14 protein-coding genes are annotated in these 19,206 nt (G+C 42.5%); 8 read left to right on the top strand and 6 right to left on the bottom strand.

Features of this window, described 5'->3' with window-relative positions; translation table 11 throughout:
- Positions 1-6: 6 nt before the first annotated feature.
- On the bottom strand, positions 7-2,004 hold the full coding sequence (locus Q3A68_RS17205; protein ID WP_302902356.1) for an ATP-binding protein: 1,998 nt from the start codon (positions 2,002-2,004) through the stop codon (positions 7-9).
- 410 nt (positions 2,005-2,414) lie between these two features.
- Here Q3A68_RS17205 and Q3A68_RS17200 point away from each other — a divergent pair, with 410 nt between their 5' ends.
- Positions 2,415-5,477, top strand: coding sequence for a glycosyltransferase family 117 protein (locus tag Q3A68_RS17200; protein ID WP_302902355.1), 3,063 nt, complete (start codon positions 2,415-2,417; stop codon positions 5,475-5,477).
- A gap of 73 nt (positions 5,478-5,550) precedes the next feature.
- Positions 5,551-6,000: a GNAT family N-acetyltransferase gene (locus Q3A68_RS17195; RefSeq protein WP_302902354.1), complete on the top strand. Its 450-nt coding sequence runs from the start codon at positions 5,551-5,553 to the stop codon at positions 5,998-6,000.
- Between the two features lie 6 nt (positions 6,001-6,006).
- Here Q3A68_RS17195 and Q3A68_RS17190 read toward each other — a convergent pair whose 3' ends face one another.
- Positions 6,007-6,438: a DUF983 domain-containing protein gene (locus tag Q3A68_RS17190; RefSeq protein ID WP_302902353.1), complete on the bottom strand. Its 432-nt coding sequence runs from the start codon at positions 6,436-6,438 to the stop codon at positions 6,007-6,009.
- The gene (locus Q3A68_RS17185) at positions 6,422-7,318 is read right to left on the bottom strand and encodes an AraC family transcriptional regulator (RefSeq protein WP_302902352.1); all 897 of its coding nucleotides are present in this window, start codon (positions 7,316-7,318) and stop codon (positions 6,422-6,424) included. The genes Q3A68_RS17190 and Q3A68_RS17185 overlap by 17 nt, the downstream gene beginning before the upstream one ends.
- A 274-nt stretch (positions 7,319-7,592) precedes the next feature.
- On the opposite strand from Q3A68_RS17185, the gene Q3A68_RS17180 reads away from it, so the two are divergent.
- Positions 7,593-8,225, top strand: coding sequence for an HAD family hydrolase (locus Q3A68_RS17180; RefSeq protein ID WP_302902351.1), 633 nt, complete (start codon positions 7,593-7,595; stop codon positions 8,223-8,225).
- A gap of 12 nt (positions 8,226-8,237) precedes the next feature.
- On the opposite strand, the gene Q3A68_RS17175 is transcribed toward Q3A68_RS17180, so the two are convergent.
- Complete coding sequence (locus Q3A68_RS17175) at positions 8,238-9,722, bottom strand: PAS domain-containing sensor histidine kinase (protein ID WP_302902350.1); 1,485 nt, start codon at positions 9,720-9,722, stop codon at positions 8,238-8,240.
- A gap of 91 nt (positions 9,723-9,813) precedes the next feature.
- Positions 9,814-10,269, bottom strand: a complete 456-nt coding sequence (locus Q3A68_RS17170; RefSeq protein WP_302902349.1) for a PA2169 family four-helix-bundle protein — start codon at positions 10,267-10,269, stop codon at positions 9,814-9,816.
- A gap of 245 nt (positions 10,270-10,514) precedes the next feature.
- Here Q3A68_RS17170 and kaiC point away from each other — a divergent pair, with 245 nt between their 5' ends.
- Genes kaiC through Q3A68_RS17145 form a run of 5 tightly spaced genes read left to right on the top strand, consistent with a single transcriptional unit; the run spans position 10,515 to position 16,157 of the window.
- Positions 10,515-12,266, top strand: a complete 1,752-nt coding sequence (kaiC, locus tag Q3A68_RS17165; protein WP_302902348.1) for a circadian clock protein KaiC — start codon at positions 10,515-10,517, stop codon at positions 12,264-12,266.
- Positions 12,263-12,553 carry a circadian clock KaiB family protein gene (locus tag Q3A68_RS17160; RefSeq protein WP_302902347.1) on the top strand — a complete coding sequence of 97 codons (291 nt, stop codon included), beginning with the start codon at positions 12,263-12,265 and terminating at the stop codon, positions 12,551-12,553. The genes kaiC and Q3A68_RS17160 overlap by 4 nt, the downstream gene beginning before the upstream one ends.
- A gap of 14 nt (positions 12,554-12,567) precedes the next feature.
- Complete coding sequence (locus Q3A68_RS17155; protein ID WP_302902346.1) at positions 12,568-12,888, top strand: circadian clock KaiB family protein; 321 nt, start codon at positions 12,568-12,570, stop codon at positions 12,886-12,888.
- Positions 12,888-14,555 carry a PAS domain-containing sensor histidine kinase gene (locus Q3A68_RS17150; protein WP_302902345.1) on the top strand — a complete coding sequence of 556 codons (1,668 nt, stop codon included), beginning with the start codon at positions 12,888-12,890 and terminating at the stop codon, positions 14,553-14,555. The genes Q3A68_RS17155 and Q3A68_RS17150 overlap by 1 nt, the downstream gene beginning before the upstream one ends.
- Before the next feature lie 54 nt (positions 14,556-14,609).
- Complete coding sequence (locus tag Q3A68_RS17145) at positions 14,610-16,157, top strand: serine hydrolase domain-containing protein (protein ID WP_302902344.1); 1,548 nt, start codon at positions 14,610-14,612, stop codon at positions 16,155-16,157.
- Between the two features lie 54 nt (positions 16,158-16,211).
- On the opposite strand, the gene Q3A68_RS17140 is transcribed toward Q3A68_RS17145, so the two are convergent.
- The gene (locus Q3A68_RS17140; protein ID WP_302902343.1) at positions 16,212-18,986 is read right to left on the bottom strand and encodes a TonB-dependent receptor; all 2,775 of its coding nucleotides are present in this window, start codon (positions 18,984-18,986) and stop codon (positions 16,212-16,214) included.
- Positions 18,987-19,206 lie beyond the last annotated feature (220 nt).

The following is a 19,206-nucleotide window of genomic DNA, read 5'->3' as shown; positions in this document are numbered from 1 at the left end:
AATAGGTTACAGGGGCAGGCTAACGATAAACTCCGTAAACTCGCCCTCTTTGGTATTCACATCGATGTTTCCCCCATGCCCCTTCACCACAATATCATAACTAAGTGACAAACCCAACCCTGTTCCATCGCCTGTTGGCTTGGTAGTAAAAAATGGCTGCATGATCTTTTCCCTGATGGCATCAGGGATGCCAGTGCCGTTATCTTTTATTTTGATCAGAATAGAACCGTTTTCTTTTGTAGTGCTTACTTCAACAGTCGGCTTGTAATCTGGCCCTGTTGTTTTTGCTTTTTGATTCACCGCATAAAAGGCATTGCTGAACAGGTTGATGAGCACCCGGCCAATGTCCTGCTGCACCACGTTAAGTTTGGGCAGACTTGGATCAAAATGAGTCACCAGGTCAGCATTAAAGCTTTTATCCTTCGCCCTAAGACCGTGATAGGAAAGCTTTAGAAATTCATCCGCCAGCACATTGATATTAGTCACTTGTCTTTCCCCGGTGCTGGTCCGACTATGCTCCAGCATACCTTTTACAATGAAGTCGGCGCGTTTCCCGTGGTGATTTATTTTTACTTCGTTTTGCTCAATATCATCAGCGATTGCCAAAGCTTCGTTCACGTTGCCATTCTTTAATTCCCCTCTCAATTCGCCTATCATTTCACGATTGACATCGGAAAAATTATTGACAAAATTGAGTGGGTTTTGAATTTCATGAGCAATACCCGCAGTCAATTCACCCAGCGAAGCCATCTTGGCCGATTGTACTAATTGGTTTTGCGTGGTTTTCAACTCGCCCAGTGTGGTTTGTATCTCTTCCTTTTGTTGCTGCAAAAGTTGGTTTGCCTTTTTCCGCTGGTTGCTGTTTCGCCAGAAGATAATAACCAGCAACAGGAACACCGCCAGCACCGCAATAAGGGCGTACATTCGTACATTTTCGCGATACTGTTGTTGGGCTGCAGCAATATCCTGCTGGCGTTGCTTTTCATCAAAGTCCAATGAGAGCAATTGTTTGACCTTATCCTGGCTATACAAGCTGTCCTTTGCCCTTGTTGTGATCTTATAATATTTATATGCTTCGGGTAAATTTTGATCCTCGTCATAGTAGGAGTACAGCACCGTTCCTGCGTCCAAAACATCTTGCGCAAAATTCGCCGAAGTGGCAACTTCAATCGCCTTGCGCCCGAAGTATTCGGCCGAATCCTGTTGCTTGTATTGATGGTACAATTTAGCAGCGCTTAGGTAGGATTTGCTCAAATTGTCAATATCTTGGTTTGCAATGGAAATCGAAACAGCGGATCTGAAATATTTGAGGGCTGCCTGCTTATCACCCCTCAAGGTGGCTATCTGGCCGAGATCAAGGGCTATATTTGCCTTAAATTCGTTTGCTTCTTCGGCGTTGGTTAACTGCCTAAGGGTTCCATTGGTGTTATTCAGGTAATACTCCGCCGAATCAACCTTTTTAAGACCAAGGTATGTCTCGCCTATATTTAAGGAGATTATATAGCTCGAACGTTGAGTCTTGTTATCGGGTTTATGGGAAAGAAGATAAGTGTCCATCATCCTCTTTGCCTTATATAAGTTTAAAAGTGCATTTTTATAATCCTGTTTCCCGAGGTATGTTGAGCCAATATTATTGTATACTGTCTGCTCTCCGAACATATCATTTATGCTTTCGTAAGCCCGTAGTGCTTTGAAATAATACTGCATGGATTTAACGTAGTCACTGATATTCCCGTAAGAATCCGCCATTCTTTTAAGGGCGAAACCCTGTGCGTCGAGCCAATTGTTTTTTTGTGCGATCTCGTATCCTTTTTGCGCGTAAATGATCCCCGAATCCGGATAGGTGATGTAGTAATGCCGGCTCAGGGTGATTAAGGCAACAAACTTGTTGGTGTCTGTATTGGCCTTTTGTAAGGCTACTAATAAGGTGTCACTTTTTTTGTGCTGTGCGCCGGCACTGATGAATAGAGTTATCAACGCAAGGGCAAGGGTTAATTTTTTCATCGCTGTGATTAAGGGCAATGTAAGGTACAAAAAAACAAGCGGAACAAGCAAGTTTTGTGCTTGTCGTTCAGTTAGTTATTTAGCATATCTGAACTTGCCAGTCGTGCAAAACTGTCGCTCATATTCGACTCACCCCGACTATGCCACACTCGTCGACCCTCTCTACCACATACGGTAAGGAGGGGGTAAGAAAACATAAATTTTAAATCCCCTCTTTCCGCAGCAGAGAGGGAGCAGGAGTGAGTCAATTCTGCAACAGGCTTCTGACCTCCTGCTCTTCGGACTTCCGACTATTTTTTATAATTTCGGTGGCATTTGTTAAAAGATGTTAACGGGTTTGTTATTTATCTGGAAAGATTTATAAAAATGCAGATATTAGCCCCCGCAAAAAAGTATACTAATTATCTTCCATGCAATACAAAAAGATCAATAACCTTTTAGGATGGCTGTGTTTTGCCATCGCTTCAATCACTTATATTCTGACATTAGAGCCTTCGGTAAGCTTTTGGGACTGTGGTGAGTTTATCTCCTGTGCCTATCGCTTACAGGTAGCGCACCAGCCTGGTTATCCGCTTTTTGCCATGCTGGGTAAGTTTTTCTCGCTCTTCTCTATGGGGGACAAAACCAAAGTGCCTTACTTTACCAATATGGGCTCGGCATTGGCCAGTGGTGCAACAATTATGTTCCTGTTCTGGACAATAACTGCTATAGCTAAGAAATTACTGGTAAAAAGGGGAGAAGAAGCCGACAGCAACAGTCAGATCATGATCTTTGGCGGCGGTTTGGTAGGTGCATTGGTATTTACTTATACCGATACGTTCTGGTTTTCCGCAGTAGAGACCATCGTATTCGCATTGTCATCATTATGTACAGCTATCGTTTTCTGGGGTATATTGAAGTGGGATGCACATTCCGACGAGCCTGGTGCCGATAAATGGATTATTTTTATTGCTTATGTAGTTGGCTTATCCATCGGTATCCACCTGCTGAACCTATTGACTATCCCGGCTATAGTGATGGTATACTACTTCCGCAGGTATAAAAATATTAACATAAAAAGCGGTGTTATCGCTTTCCTGATCAGTATAGTAATCCTTGGCCTGGTGCAATATGGCATTCGGGGATATACCATACAGTTTGCAGCTTATTTCGATCTTTTCTTTGTAAATAATTTAGGAATGGGTTTTGGCAGCGGAGCACTTTTCTTCTTCGCTATCCTTATCGGACTGATCATATTCGGCATATGGTGGAGCGTCAAAAACAACAAACCTGCACTTAATCTGGCGCTGTTGTGTGTGGCATTTATATATTTTGGATATAGCTCGTTTGCCTATATCCCTATTCGTGCAACGGCTAACCCCGACCTGAACAACTCACACCCTGATAATGCCTTTACCCTATATGGTTATCTGAACCGTATTCAGTATGGTGAAACACCGCTGCTTAGCGGGCCTTACTTTGATGCTAAGGCAATTGACCAAACCGAGGGCAGTATTATCTACCGCAAAGGCGAAAAAAAATATGAAAATGCGGGCCGTAAGGTAAATACAATATACGACCATACCACCATCTTCCCGCGTATGTATAATACCGAAAACACCGATGGCTCCTATGCACAGGATGCCCGTTTTTACAGGGAATGGCTGCACATGGGCGATAATGATGCACCAACATTTGGCGATAACATGCGCTGGATGTTCAGCTGGCAAATGTACCAGATGTATTTCCGCTACTTCTTGTGGAATTACGTAGGGCGTTATAACCAGCTAGATGGTCAGCAAAGCACTGAAGGAATTGATGGTAACTGGACATCGGGCATACTGGATGCCGGCAAACATTTGCCGAAATCGCTTACCACTCATGGTAATGGCACTCCAATCTACGCCAGCAACGCTTATACTCCGTTATATGCAATTCCTTTGATACTAGGTTTAATCGGTTTAGTATTTCATTTCCAACGCGATCAGAAAGATGCGTTGGTAGTGCTGTTATTATGGTTTTTCACTGGTCTGGCAATTGTGTTATATGTAAATCAGCCGAGTGTGCAGCCCCGCGAGCGTGATTACTCTTACGTAGGTTCATTCTATGCATTTGCTATATGGATAGGGTTGGGGGTGATCGCCCTAGCTGACCTGGCCAAGAAATTTATGACACCAAAAACGGCAGGCATGGCGGCAACGGCAATTTGTTTACTCATTCCAATACTGGTAGCCAGCAAAGAATGGGGTACACATGATCGCTCAACCAAAATGACACCGCACGATATGGCTTATAACTACCTGATCTCGTGCCCTCCTAATGCAATCCTGTTTACTTATGGTGATAATGATACTTATTCATTGTGGTATGATCAGGAAGTGGAAGGCATCAGGCCTGATGTGCGTATAGTGAACCTGAGTTTGTTCAGCGGTGACTGGTATATTCGCCAGATGACCAAGAAGATGAACGAATCGGAGCCACTGCCTATCACTATGCCTTATGATAAATATAAAGAAGGCGTGCGCGATGCAGTTCAGTACATTGACAGAGGTATTCAAGGCTCAACCAATCTGAAAGAGGTATTTGATTTTATTACTTCGGATGATGATGCATTTAAATATCCTTTGCAGGATGGATCAAAGATCAATTACCTGCCTACCAAAAACTTTAAATTACCTGTCAATACTGATGAAGTGGTAAAAGACGGAGTAGTGAGCGCTGATCAGAAAAGCAAATTGGTTGACACGATGACCTGGAAATATACTTCGAACTATGTTACCAAGGATAACCTTGCATTTATAGATATTTTGGCTCATAATAATTGGAAAAGGCCGATTTGCTTTACCATAACTGTGGGTCAGGAGAATATGATGGGTCTTCAGCCATACTTGTACAAAGAGGGCTTTACTTATCACCTGATTCCATTTAAAGCTGATACAGCAAACCACGATCAGTTAGGTAAAACCAATACTTTGGTGATGTATGATAACATCATGAATAAGTTTAAATGGGGTAATTTCAAAACAGCCAAATATCTCGATCCGGAGTCGACCACTATGTTCTATCCGGTTATTATGTCGACTGTCCTGGAGCTTACCCAAAATCTGATCCAGGAAGGCCACAAAGACCTGGCATTGAAAGTGCTGAATAAATACGATGCCGAAATGCCAGACATTTATCCATTTATTGACTTGGCGCGCAGCAAGTATTTTATCGTTGCAACGGCATATACGTTAAACGATGTTACTCTTGCTAACCGCTATGTAAACAGCATTGATAATTATGTCGCAGATCAGCTGGATTACAATTACAGCTTGTTGCAAAAAGATGTATCAAGTGTAGATCAGCGTACGGTTCAATTAGGCTTATCCCTATTGAATGCGCTGGCACAGGCGACAAAAGAAAATCACCAGAGTGCGCTTTCAGAAAAGGTAGATAAGCAATTAAAGGATTACGAAAGTAAATTCGCTGCCGTAATTGGGAAACAGCAGTAATAAGCGATACCGTGTTATATTCCAAAAGCCATCTCTTTATTTCAGAGGTGGCTTTTTTATAAATTAGCGTCCTATGGAAATAAAAAGAATAAACGTCTCAGAGGCAAACCTGGTTATCGGATTATTTGATAAATATCGCGTGTTTTATAAGAAAGATAGCGATATCGATTTGGCTGAGAGGTTTATCAAAACACGTTTGGCTAATAATGAATCCGTGATTGTTGTTGCATTGAAGGGAGACCGGCCTGTTGGCTTTACCCAATTATATCCTAAATATTCGTCAGTAAATGCTGTCAAAAATTGGATATTGAATGACTTGTATGTCGAATCAAATTATCGTAAACAGGGTATAGGCGAGGCAATGATAAAAACGGCGATGGAATTTGCCAGAGCCGATGGGGCTGCCTATGTTCAACTGGAAACAGCAGTAGATAATTATGCCGCACAAAGCCTGTATGAAGGGCTGGGCTTTCAAAAACAGGAACCCGATACAGCGTTTTTTCTATACCGGATTCCCGTTTAAATGGTGTTATAATTCTTTGTAAGGCTTTTTCGCCCGTTCCGGATCATAATGCAGGTTAGGAGTAAGCCAGTACAACAGGATCACTCTTGAATAACGGAAGTTGATCGGCGATAGAATAAATGCACCTCCAAGTAATATGGCTATATAAAGCCATGGGGATTCGGAGCCGGTGAGTACATAGGTTGCTATAGCAAAAGTGACCATCTGTGCCACATTCATACCGTAGCTTACAAACATGGCTACATAAAAGTATCCAGGCTCTATCTCGAACTGGAAGTTGCAGTACGGGCAATTCGTGTAACTCTTTTGCTTTCCAAAACTGTACATTCTGTTGCCAAACATATCGCCTTTGCGGCATTTTGGACATTTGCATAGTAAAGCAGCTTTAAACTCTGATAAAGGCTTTTGCTGAGGTATATTATCAATTTCTGCGGTCATTTTTTTGATGATTTAAAGTGATTTTCCTGAACTCCTCGGGTGTTGAGCCGGTATATTTTTTAAAAAATTTAGTAAAATAAGAATTGTCGTTAAAGTTGAGCTGGTAACCTATTTCGGCAATTGTCAGGTCAAGGTTGATCAACAATCGTTTTGCTTCCAAAAGGATACGGTTGCGGATAACTTCGCCCGCTGATATGCCCAGCAGATCATTGCACAAGGCATTCAAATGATTGGGCGTAATGTACAGCAACCCGGCATAATCCCTGGGAAGTTTTAACGTAGCAAAGTTTTTTTCAATCAGCTTCTGGAAGGTTTTCAGCAATGTGTAGTTATACGGTAATGCCTGCTTTTCTTTTTTACCTGTGTTGGTACGATTTAGCAGGATAAATATCTGTAGCAATAACGACCGGATCAGGTCCAGACCCATACGGTCAGTAGTTTCGCTTTCGGCAATGATGTCTTCAAACAGGCCGATGATTTTTTGTTGCAACGACGGTTCTATTTGTATTACAGCATCATCAATGATGCCGCTGAAAAAAGAGAACTGGTCCAGGTATTCATTCTTCAGCAAAAATGATTCAAAGAAGGATGATGAAAAGTGAATTACATAGCCGTCAACTTCGCCCTCAAAATTCCATGAATGCACCTGCCCGGGCGTCATGAAATAGATTTGGTACGGGGTGACATCAAAAGTTTTAAAATCGATAGCATGCGTGCCTCCACCTTTTGTAAACAAAACCAGGTGATAAAAAGTGTGTTTATGCGGAAAGTACAGGTCGCGGTGTTTTTGCAAATAGGCGCCAAATCGGCTGATAAGAAGATCCTCCTGCTGGAAATCAGAAAGCTTACAAATATCATATACCGGGAATGTGCCTTGCATGACGACAAAATTACATGATATATGCTATTTAGTATGGCACTAAACAGTGTATAAATGGTATTTTTTACTTATTAGTGGATTTTGAGGTAGCAGGACGGTGAAAAATAATCCCCTGCCGGGTAGCAGGGGACATCGGACCTGTCTTACTCGCTAATTCAGGCCAAACCTAAACCTTATCAGGTGTAAAAATGATATATAATTCTGAAGTTTTGATGAAATAAGTTAAAAACTAAGTGATAATTTGTTCACATATTTACATAATTTGAAAAATAGCATGCAAAAGCCCGATAGTATAATATTTGATATGGATGGCACCCTGTGGGATGCTGTAGATACGTACACCGAATCATGGAATATCGTTTTCACGGATTTGGGTATTGATAAGTCAGTTAACCGGGATGAACTGGCCAAAATGGTAGGCTGGGAAGGGAAGAAGGTTTGGAACGCTATAATGCCCGGTTACTCTGCAGAAAGGCAGGAGGAAATTTATGGCAGGGTAAATGATGTACGCAAAGTATTGCTGCCCCAAAAGGGCGGTGTATTGTACGATGGAGTAAGAGAGGGGCTTGCTGAATTAGCTACCAAATACCAGCTTTTTATCGTGAGCAACTGTGCAAAAGGTATCATCCGGTTGTTTATCGATTGGGCGGGCATAGATGAGCACATTATCGATGAAATAGCTTATGGCACCAATTATATGCCAAAGCATCATAATATCAAACTGTTGATTGACAGGCATCAGCTAAAAAATCCGGTTTATGTGGGGGATACTGAAGGCGATGGCGAGCAAAGCCGGCTGGCGGGACTCCCGTTTGTTTTTGTAAGTTATGGTTTTGGCGCTACTGATGACCACGATGTGCGGTTTGATAACTTCAGAGATTTTACGGAATATTTTATGGGGTTGTAGTCTGAATCCGGTTCAGATGTTTACCGGTATACTGAAATAGAAGGTCGAGCCCTTGCTTTCTGCGCTTTTCACCCATAATTTTCCTTTATGGCGTTGTATGATCTCACTGGAAAGGTAAAGCCCAATGCCAAAGCCAGAGATATTCCGGGATTCACCTTCTTCGGCACGGTAAAAGCGTTGGAATATTTTTTCCTGGTCCTTAGGTTTGATACCGATACCTTCATCAGTAACCGATACGACTACATTATCATCACTTATCTTGCATTCCAAAATAATGTAGCTCCCTTTGGGCGAATACTTAATGGCATTATTTATCAAATTGCTGATTACCTGTCCTATTTTCGCTCTGTCAGCATTGACATTTAACTCGCCTGATGATTCAAAGCGTAAAGAGTGAGTATTACTCAATATCCGGCTCTCTGTCATCACTTCCTCTATCAATACATTGATGTTAAATGCAGTTCTGATGAGCTTTAATTTGCCCGGTTCAATTTTTGAGAGATCAAGAAATCCATGTATCAGGGCGGTCATCTTGTTTACCTGGTTGCCCGATTTTACGACGGCAGTTTTAACAAAAGGATCACTTGTGCCTGCCAGTTTGGTTTCCATTAATTGCAGGTAGGCTTTTAGCGAGGTAAGTGGTGTTTTCAACTCGTGGCTGGCCATCGCTATAAAATCATTTTTCCTTATCTCGTCGCGTTTGCTTTCGGTGATGTCGATAATCGTTCCGAGCATCCTCACAGGTTCTTTACTTCTATTGAACTGTACAATTCCTTTGGTTCGTATCCAATGCAGTGAATTGTCGGGCCAAAAAATGCGGGCCTCATAAAAAAAACTACCCTCTATTAGTGACTGTTGATAAGCTTTTATCACGATATTTTCCATGTCATCAGCGTGTACCTGCGCCCTGATATCTGCAAGCGTAATTGGTGTGCCTGGCGGATGACCAAAAATTTCAGCCATCTGTTGGGAGTGAGTAAAATCGTTATCCACTATGGCCATGCTCCAAAAAGCCATACCGGTTGCTTCAGCAGCCAGCAACAAACGATGCTCGCTCTCCTGGGCTACTTCTTTAGCTTTTACCTCGGCGGTGATATCTGTAAAAGTACATAGTATATAGGTAATCTGTTGCCTATCGTCCATAATCGGAATAGTGGAAAACGACCAGTAATGCGGCGTCTTAAAATCGGCGCCAGGTTCAAATATGTCATATCTGTAAACGGGTATGTCCACTTTATCGCCTGTACGGATTACATGAGAAAATATTCTCCGCGCTGCCGTATCGTCCCTTTCGTCAATTTCGGCACCATATATCTCAAAAAAGCCTTTGCCAATAATTTCCTCCCGTGGCAATAGTGTTGTTTTTAAGTAGGTATCGCTCATGGCGACAATAGTAAACCGTGGTTCATCTGTTTTTAATAGCAATGAACCAGGTGACTTCTCAAAAAGTACACGAAAAAGGTCAACAGGGATATTATCCGATCCAATACCAGTCATTCCAGCGGAGCGTATGATAGATTTGATGCGGTTAAGTTATACAAATTCTGTTTAAATCAGAACTATTTGATTCTCAGAATTCAAATAGCAATTACGCATAGCCATTTTTAAGCTGTAACACGTGCCGGTAAGAGGTCTCCATATCAAACAGGTGTTTTTTTAATAAGCTGCCCGCTTTTTTATCCCAATGAAGCTCCTTGGCACTAAAAGCTTTTTGATAAATGTTTTTAACAACATCTTCACAAAATTCACAATATTCAAGCATTTTCTTGCGGGTTTCCTGGAAAAGGAGCGCTTTAAGATCGGTCCACGAAAAATAAAATTTTCCGGTTTTGTTGTCAGTAGCAGGTTTGCCGCCCAACTTATAGATATTGTAAGTCAGTTCTTCAATATGCTGGTAGCTTTGATATATCAGGTCAGAAAGAAGATCCGCCAGGTCGTCGTCCAACGTCATAGCAATCCGTTGCCTGTAGCCTGTTATCCGGTCCTGGTTGATTCTTATAAGATCATTTAAGGCCGAAACCTGATATTGTATATACTCATGCATATTCATCGCAGATGGTCAAAACTATAAGTAGATAACTTATTTTAAGAAATGTTGTTTGTATGCTATTGATTTTCAGACGAAACAGTAGGTTTTTTTGGTGAAATTATTCACATTAAAAACTTTTTCGCGCCTCTGTGGTTGGTTGATACAGCATTTGTGAAATCTAAGTAATTGATTACCTATTTGTTAATCATAACCATTATAGGGAAAGTGATTTCCAAGAAATTACATCAGCCGTTTAACCTATGAAAACAAGTAATAGCAAGAAACAGAAAAATGATAATAAACCCCTTTTAACGCTTCAAAAAGCACCAACCGGCATAGCAGGACTGGATGAAGTAACCGGAGGCGGCTTGCCTAAAGGACGGCCCACTTTGGTTTGTGGCGAAGCAGGTAGTGGTAAGACCATGCTGTCGATCGAATTTATTGTACGTGGGGCCATGCAATTTAATGAACCCGGTGTGATCATGACTTTTGAAGAGCAGACCGAAGAATTGGCTGTAAATGTCGCTTCATTGGGCTTTGACCTGCAGAAATTACAGGCAGATAAGAAAATAAAGATGGATTACGTACATGTTTCCCGGTCGGAGATAAGGGAGACGGGGGAGTACGATCTGGACGGATTATTTATAAGGCTCGGATATGCCATTGATAGCATAAAAGCAAAGAGGGTGGTACTGGATACCATTGAAAATCTATTTGGAGGTTTAAAGAACAAAGGCATACTGCGTGCCGAATTAAGGCGGCTTTTTGCCTGGCTAAAGGACAAAGGTGTGACCGCGATAATTACCGGGGAACGCGGGGACGGTAAATTAACACGGCATGGACTGGAAGAGTATGTGTCGGACTGTGTGATCCTGTTAGACCATCGCGTAGTAAACCAGATATCAACCCGGCGAATGCGGATTGTTAAGTACCGGGGGTCGTTGCATGGCACTAATGAGTATCCGTTCCTGATAGATGAAGAAGGGATTGCTGTATTGCCAGTAACCTCGCTTAAACTTGATAAAGGGATTACTTCTGACCGCATTTCATCGGGCATACCTTCGGTAGATGAGATGTTGGGTGGCAAGGGCTTTTATAAAGGTAGCAGCATACTGATATCGGGTACGGCAGGCACCGGAAAGACCAGTATTGCGGCCAATTTTGCTGATGGTGTATGCAGAAATAACGCACGCTGCCTCTATTTTGCGTTTGAAGAGCCGCCTCAGCAGATCGTACGCAATATGCGTTCTATCAATTTGAATCTCGACAAACATGTTAAAGCTGGTTTATTAAAGTTTTTTGCTGCAAGGCCAACTTTGTATGGTTTAGAAATGCACCTGGTGGCAGTACATAAAGCAATACAACAATTTAAACCGTCAGTGGTTATTATAGACCCGATCACCAATTTTGTTTCTATAGGTTCGTTACGCGAAGTAAAAAATATGCTTGTACGGCTAATTGACTTCCTGCAAAACGAGCAGATAACAGTTATGTTTACCGCCCTTACGCTAAATGACATGGTCAATGACCAGACAGACGAAGCCATATCTTCCTTGGTTGATACCTGGCTTTTGATAAAGGACATCGAGTGGAACGGAGAGCGTAACAGAGGTTTATATGTGATGAAATCGCGTGGCATGAAACACTCCAACCAGGTACGGGAGTTTGTGATAAGCGATAGTGGCCTTGAATTGATAGATGTATATATTGGTCCTGACGGTATCCTTACCGGGTCGGCCCGTGAAGCACAGGTCATACAGGAGGAAACCGGTGTAGCCATTCACAATTATGCGCTTAGCCGGAAAGACAGGGAAATTATTCGTAAACGAAAGGTACTGGAATCTAAAATTGCCAGTCTGAATTCCGAATTTGAATCGGTAGAAGAAGAACTCAATAAAGTGTATGAGGAAGAAGAGTTAAGAAAGCAGATATTGAACAAAAACCGGGAGACGATACAATCGATAAGACGTGGCAGCGAAAACAAGGATGAACCCAAAAACACTGGAAAATGACGACAGAAAATGAAAAGAAATGGGAGCTAAGGTTGTACATAGCCGGGCATACTGAGAAATCAGTCACGGCTTTGAATAATCTCAGGCGATATTGCGAAGAACACCTAAAAGGTCAATATAAAATAGAGGTGATCGATCTTTTGCGCAAACCGCAACTGGCTGAGGGCGACCAGATTTTGGCGACCCCAACGCTTGTACGCAAAGTTCCGGAGCCTATTCGGAAAATAATCGGTGACCTGTCTAATGAAGAAAAAGTTCTTGTTGGGTTAAACATTATTCCTGCTTAAATGATTAATCTATAATGGCAGAGAAAAAAGGTGTTTCTGGCCTTAAAAAACGCAAGGATATTTACGTTATGCGCCTGTTTGTAACGGGAGCATCACCAAATTCGGCACGAGCTATATCGAACCTGAAAAAAATATGTGAAGAATATTTAAAAGATCGCTATGAACTCGAGATAATTGATGTGTATCAGCAGCCTGCTATCGCCATAGACGAGCAGGTGATCGCATTACCCATGCTAATAAAAAAATCCCCTGGCATGGAAAGAAAGCTAATTGGAGATATGTCTGACAAACTCAAAGTGCTTAAAGGACTTGAAATAAACGCAGTGAATTTGTAATGGAGAAGCAGATCTCATACGAAGAATTATTAAATAGAAATGACGAACTGCAATGGCGTTTGGACGAAGCTAATGATATGCTCGAGGCCATCCGTACAGGGCAGGTTGATGCCTTGGTTGTGAAAAACGAGGGGGCTCACCAGCTATACACCTTAAAAACCGCCGATCATACCTACCGGGTCTTCATCGAAAAGATGAGCGAGGGTGCGATAACTGTTGATGAAGAAGGGCTTGTTTTGTATTGCAATAGCAGGTTTACCAGCCTTGTACAGGCCTCACCGGAAAGGGTAATAGGAGTGCCTTTTGAAAATTTTATTGCGGAAGAATCAAAAGCGATATATAAAAAATTGTTAAAAAAGGCCTGGAAAAAAGATACTAAAGGGGAACTGTTTATTAAAAGCGAGAATAACGAGCCCACCTGTTGCCTGTGTTCGTTTGCAGTTATAGATATGGACTGGGGACACAGTTTGAGTGTGATACTGACTGACCTGACAACGCAAAAGACTACCCAGAAGCATCTGATATCACAAAACGAAAAGCTCGAAGCGGCCCAGGGGCAGGTTACCCGACAAAAAAATGAACTGGAGGCCATGGTGATCGAACGTACCAAGGACCTTTCAGTCAGCCGGGGAAATTTAAAACTGCTGGCCGATCACATCACCCAAATGACCTGGACTTGTATGCCAGATGGCCGGGTGAATTTTTTTAATGAGCGCTGGTACGACTATACAGGGCTGGGTTTTGAGCAATCAATGGGTTGGGGGTGGCGCGAAGCTATTCACCCCGATGACATTGAAACCTTTATGGACAACTACCGGGCGGCTTTGCAAACAGGAGGGGTATTTGAAGTTGAGAGCCGGTACCGCCGTGGAAAGGATGGGATCTATCGCTGGCACCTGAACCGGGCCATGCCTTTAAAAAATGAAATTGGTGAGATCATACTATGGGTGGGCACTGCTACAGATATTGAAGAACAAAAAAGGGAGCTGGAACGGAAAGATGAATTTATTGGTGTGGCCAGTCACGAATTGAAAACACCATTGACAAGCTTGAAGGGGTACCTTCAGCTTATTCTGCTGCATAAAAAAGATGATCTTCCGGAAACAGTGAAGCAATACATCAATAAAGCGGTTATAGCATTAGGGAAGCTGCAGTTTTTAGTGGATGATCTGCTGGATATGAGCAAAATAAAGGCAGGCAGACTAAGCTATAACCTGGATACCATTAATCTGAAAGATGTAGTGGCGAGTTGCGTTGAAAACGCAATACACATGAATCCGGCTTATACTTTCGAGATGGAAAATACGGACGATCTCACGATAAAAGGTAATGCTGAACGTGTAGAACAGGTACTGATGAACCTTATAAATAATGCAGTTAAGTACTCCAACGGCAGCCGCCGGGTTATCATTAAATCATCAAAATATAACGACTGTGCCCGGGTATCGGTAACTGACTTTGGCATAGGATTATCGGAGGAGCAGAGGTATAAGGTTTTTGAACGATTTTATCGGGTGGAAGACAAGAAAAACATGGCCAGTGGTTTAGGTATGGGCCTGTATATATCTTCCGAAATCATCAACACGCATAATGGAAAAATAGGAGTAGAGAGCAAGTTGGGTGAAGGTTCTACTTTTTATTTCGATCTGCCTTTGTTAGAAGCATAACGGCTGTTTTATATTTCCCGGAATATAGGTAAATATGTAATCTAAACGGTCGCCATGAAACATTTTGCAAGCCTTAAAAACGCAACTCTTCTCGTTTTATTAAGTTTCCAGGTAGCAATACTATTCGCCCAAACCTACAAGCCGCCTGTTTTTACCGATGCGGACCGATTGAAGAAGCTCGAAGCGGCCTATCCGGTAATCGATAAACTTTATAAGGAGTATGCAGCGCAGAATCATTTTCCGGGTATAGTGTATGGAATTGTAGTTGACGGTAAACTGGTGCATACCGGCAATATCGGTTACACTAATCTGAAAAATAAAATGGAAGCTACCTCAAAATCAGATTTCCGTATCGCTTCTATGAGTAAAAGTTTTACGGCGATGGCTATTCTGAAGCTGCGCGACGAAGGGAAGCTAAAACTGGATGATCCGGCCTGTTTGTACATCCCTGAAATGAAGGGGCTGAAATATCTGACTAAAGACGCGACGCCGATCACCATTCGTAATTTGCTTACACACTCTGCAGGTTTCCCGGAAGATAATCCATGGGGCGACCGGCAACTCGCCAATACGGATGAGCAGTTGATTGACCTTTACAAAAAAGGCATTTCATTTTCCAATGACCCCGGTTTAGGTTATGAATATAGCAACCTCGGCTTCGCCACATTGGGATATATTATCAAAAAAGTATCCGGCAAAAGTTACCAGGAATATATTACTGAAGATATTCTGAAGCCACTTGGGATGACGCATACCTATTATGAATATGACAAAGTGCCTAAAGAATCACTGGCGCATGGGTACCGCTGGATAGATAACCAATGGGTGGAACAGCCTATGTTGCACGACGGCTCGTATGGTGCGATGGGCGGAATGATTACTACTATTGAGGATTTTAGCAAATATGTAGCACTGCATTTGGATGCATGGCCGCCAAGGGATGATGCGGAGACAGGTCCGGTTAAAAGAAACTCCATCCGAGAAATGCAATACCCATGGGATGTAAACGGCTTTAATGCGAATTATAAAACTGCTAACGGTAGGCCTTATCCCTTTGTTTCGGCTTATTGCTATGGCTTGCGTTGGCGCAGATATGCGGATGGCATGACTGCCGTTGGCCATACGGGCGGTTTACCTGGTTTTGGCAGCGAATGGACTATTTATACTGAATACGGAATAGGGGTGATCAGCTTTGCTAACCTCACCTATGCCAACGCAGGCTCCATAAATGTACAGGTTGCCGATACACTACTACGATTATCCGGTATCAAACCGAGACAATTACCGGCATCATCGATATTAATACAACGGCGCGACCAATTAGTGAAATTACTGCCAAACTGGGATAATGTACAAGGCAGCAGAATATTTGCCATGAACTTTTTTATGGATTATTCCACTGATAAATTGAAAACTGAAGCGAATGCAGTCTTTAATAAAGCAGGCAAGATCAGCAACATCGGCGAAATAGTTCCGGAAAATCAGTTAAGGGGTTATTTTATCATGTATGGTGAGCAGGCCAATATCAAGGTCAGTTTTACGCTTACTCCGGAAACTCCGGCCTTGATACAGGAGTATCATATCAGCCTGGTAAGTAAATAAAAAAGCCGCTCCCGAAAACGGAAGCAGCCCAATTATAATAGTTTCAGGTTATGATCAGAAATTAAATCCGGCGCGGATGAACAAGCGCCTTCCGTTACTACCCATTTGTACGGCGTCAAACGGTCCGCCGGTTTCATTATTGTAAGCCCAATATTTAGCCCCATGTGCGTAACCCAGGTCTGGATGAACATTAAATACGTTATCCGATCCTATCGACATGTGGAAAGTTTTATTGAATTTATAACCAAAGTATAAATCACTAACCATCTTTCCCGAATAGTTATATTGATCAGGTACGTTTACGTTCCCGTCTGCATCAGATGGCACTTGCGGGTTAATACCGAGGCCGTCGGCACCATATCCATATAATAATATCTTACCGAAATAGGTAAACCGAGCACCGACTGTGAAGCTTTTATGGGAGAATTCGGGACTGAAAGAGAATTTTTCCGGTGGTGCGGAAGCCAGAATAAATTTCTGTTCGCGATCACTTAAAAAAGTCTCTTTTTGCAGGTCGGTAGTACTCAGCTTTGGCGGATAATTAATCTTATCAATCTTCATGTGCTGAAAATTCCCGGTAAAGAGCAATCTGATACGGTTATCATTAAATGATTTGTTGTAATCAATAACAATATCCAAACCTTTGTTATCGGTATTTACGGCATTGGCAAAAAACTGTGCAAGCGAAACCCTTAAGCTTTGAAGGGTTGCGGTGAATGAGGGATCAAGTGTAGCATCGTCTGCACTGAATTGACCGGATAACACCACTCTGTCCTTCACTTTTATTTCGTATCCGTCGGCAGTAATACTTAGTTCGGGTATTGGTCTGAATGTAAAACCCAGGCTGTAGTTCTTTGATCTTTCCTGCTTTAAAGATGGTATGCCCGCCGCTTTTGTTATCGGGCTGTAATTTGGCGCGATCTTTACTTCTGCAATCGTTCCTCCCTGTACAGTAGTGAATGTTGAACTGTAGTTAATCTGTTGCAGAGATGGCGCCCGGAATCCAGTACCAATTGAACCGCGGATATTGAAGTTGTCGGCAACCTTATAGCGCGTAGCAAACTTGGTGTTAAAGCTTGATCCAAAATCGCTGTAATGTTCCAGGCGATTAGCAAAATCGACCAGCCATTGTTTGGTAACATCAACTTCCAGGTCTACATAAGCGCCCAAAACGGAGCGGGTAGCATTGACAACATCGTTCGGTTGATAGCCCGGAAATCCCTGCGAGCCGGTCGCCTTTAATGTGTCATAATTCATATATGATGCCTGTTCTCCTGAAAATATTTTGTACCGTTCGTAACGATATTCGCCCCCCATACCCAGGTTCACACCCGACAGGGCCTTTGGAAAGTGTTTATTGAAGTTGATATCGGCAGTGTTTTGCAAAAATCCGGAGCCGCCATCGTCAAAATGTGTTTTGGTTGCGCCAATCCCTGCATTAAATGTCTTATCTCCATAAAAATGGAAAGTATTATTACCAATATTGTTACTTAGATCCCAATCCCAGCCATCCCCGAGCTGCCCTTTAACACCAATCGCTATTGCTGCATCGGTATTATGGGTTTGTATGATGGGGTTGTAGTAGCTGTCGCCATCCGGGGTGTTAAATATAATACCGGGAACCGGGATCATATTGCCGCTTGCATCCGTTGGAAATCGATCCGGCCGGGCCGAAAAATTCCTGCTAAATGCATAATCATCAGAGCCCTTATAGCTATATCCGCCAAAAGTGTAAAAAGTGGTGGTGGTGCCCGCTATAGGTATCTCGGAATTAAAAAAGGTATTAACGCTCTGTGCTGAACCATCACCGTTAGCCCGCCTTACAGTATTTAATATTAACGCTTTTGGATTGGCAAATGCAGTATCACGCGTTTGCCGGAAGGTTTTCCCATTGGCTTCATAATCGACCGTAAAGTTGATAAAGCCATCATGTTTGCCAATAGCAAGCCCGTAATTAGCATCAAGCGCTATTGCTTTACCATCAATAGCCCCGCCATGCGGATATTGGCCCGTCGCTACGGCATTGCGGCTATTAAAGGCGGGGTCGTAATAGCCTGAGCCACCAACATTTACATTAAGCTGGTTTATGTTCTTTTTTAATATGATGTTCATTACGCCGGCTATTGCGTCAGAACCATATTGGGCAGACGCACCGTCACGCAAAATTTCCACCCTATCAATGGATGCTGATGGTATTGAACTCAGGTCTACACCGGAATTACCACGCCCACGCGTACCAAATACTGACACAAATGCAGTGGAGTGACGACGCTTGCCATTTACCAGTACCAAAGTTTGGTCGGGACCAAGCCCGCGCAATGTACCTAATTCCACGTGGTCGGCACCATCTGAACCCGACTGCTTATTGTAGTTGAATGAGGGGGCAGAATAATTTAAGATATCTGTCAGATCTAACCGGCCGGTGTTGGACGTCGCTTTGCCTACGTTTACTACATCCACAGGTACAGGCGTCTCAAGTTTTACCCTTCCTGAAGATCTTGTACCTATCAGAACAACTTCATTTAATTGACTGGCGATGCTTTCAAGTTGTATATCAAGATGCGTTTTCCCTGAAACAGAGATTTCGAGACTTTTGTACCCCGTGTATCTAAATATCAATACATCGGTTGCCTTTGCAGAAATAGAGAATTCGCCGTTTTGATTGGTGGCGGTACCATTGCTGGTGGATTTGACCATTACGGTTACGCCAACCAGCTTTTCTTTTGTTGCGGCGTCAGTTACAGTGCCACTTACGGTGGTAGTTTGGGCAAAGGCAATACCGCCCCCAAATACCATTGTGGTAATCAATAGAAGTAAATATTTTTTCATAAAAAGTAGTTTGGTTGAACATCTGTTAACTAAATTCTAATGTAATATACTATTTATTGTGCAATTGCAAGGAAAATCAAATTATTATTGGGGGAATTGTAATTATAGTGGTGTTTATGACAATTATTATTTTGTGGGTCACATAAACGCAATAGCAACCCGGTTTTTATTATAAGAACAATACCTGATTAGGCTTTACTTTTTTGGCCTCTGTAATTGA

Source organism: Mucilaginibacter tolerans (assembly GCF_030519375.1).
Taxonomy (GTDB): domain Bacteria; phylum Bacteroidota; class Bacteroidia; order Sphingobacteriales; family Sphingobacteriaceae; genus Mucilaginibacter.
This window is presented reverse-complemented; position numbering and strand designations above follow the sequence as displayed.

Excerpts from the sequence above, each read along its gene's own strand:
- Q3A68_RS17205 (WP_302902356.1), bottom strand. The coding sequence starts at position 2,004 with ATGAAAAAATTAACCCTTGCCCTTGCGTTGATAACTCTATTCATCAGT.
- Q3A68_RS17200 (WP_302902355.1), top strand. The coding sequence starts at position 2,415 with ATGCAATACAAAAAGATCAATAACCTTTTAGGATGGCTGTGTTTTGCC.
- Q3A68_RS17195 (WP_302902354.1), top strand. The coding sequence starts at position 5,551 with ATGGAAATAAAAAGAATAAACGTCTCAGAGGCAAACCTGGTTATCGGA.
- Q3A68_RS17190 (WP_302902353.1), bottom strand. The coding sequence starts at position 6,438 with ATGACCGCAGAAATTGATAATATACCTCAGCAAAAGCCTTTATCAGAG.
- Q3A68_RS17185 (WP_302902352.1), bottom strand. The coding sequence starts at position 7,318 with ATGCAAGGCACATTCCCGGTATATGATATTTGTAAGCTTTCTGATTTC.
- Q3A68_RS17180 (WP_302902351.1), top strand. The coding sequence starts at position 7,593 with ATGCAAAAGCCCGATAGTATAATATTTGATATGGATGGCACCCTGTGG.
- Q3A68_RS17175 (WP_302902350.1), bottom strand. The coding sequence starts at position 9,722 with ATGACTGGTATTGGATCGGATAATATCCCTGTTGACCTTTTTCGTGTA.
- Q3A68_RS17170 (WP_302902349.1), bottom strand. The coding sequence starts at position 10,269 with ATGCATGAGTATATACAATATCAGGTTTCGGCCTTAAATGATCTTATA.
- kaiC (WP_302902348.1), top strand. The coding sequence starts at position 10,515 with ATGAAAACAAGTAATAGCAAGAAACAGAAAAATGATAATAAACCCCTT.
- Q3A68_RS17160 (WP_302902347.1), top strand. The coding sequence starts at position 12,263 with ATGACGACAGAAAATGAAAAGAAATGGGAGCTAAGGTTGTACATAGCC.
- Q3A68_RS17155 (WP_302902346.1), top strand. The coding sequence starts at position 12,568 with ATGGCAGAGAAAAAAGGTGTTTCTGGCCTTAAAAAACGCAAGGATATT.
- Q3A68_RS17150 (WP_302902345.1), top strand. The coding sequence starts at position 12,888 with ATGGAGAAGCAGATCTCATACGAAGAATTATTAAATAGAAATGACGAA.
- Q3A68_RS17145 (WP_302902344.1), top strand. The coding sequence starts at position 14,610 with ATGAAACATTTTGCAAGCCTTAAAAACGCAACTCTTCTCGTTTTATTA.
- Q3A68_RS17140 (WP_302902343.1), bottom strand. The coding sequence starts at position 18,986 with ATGAAAAAATATTTACTTCTATTGATTACCACAATGGTATTTGGGGGC.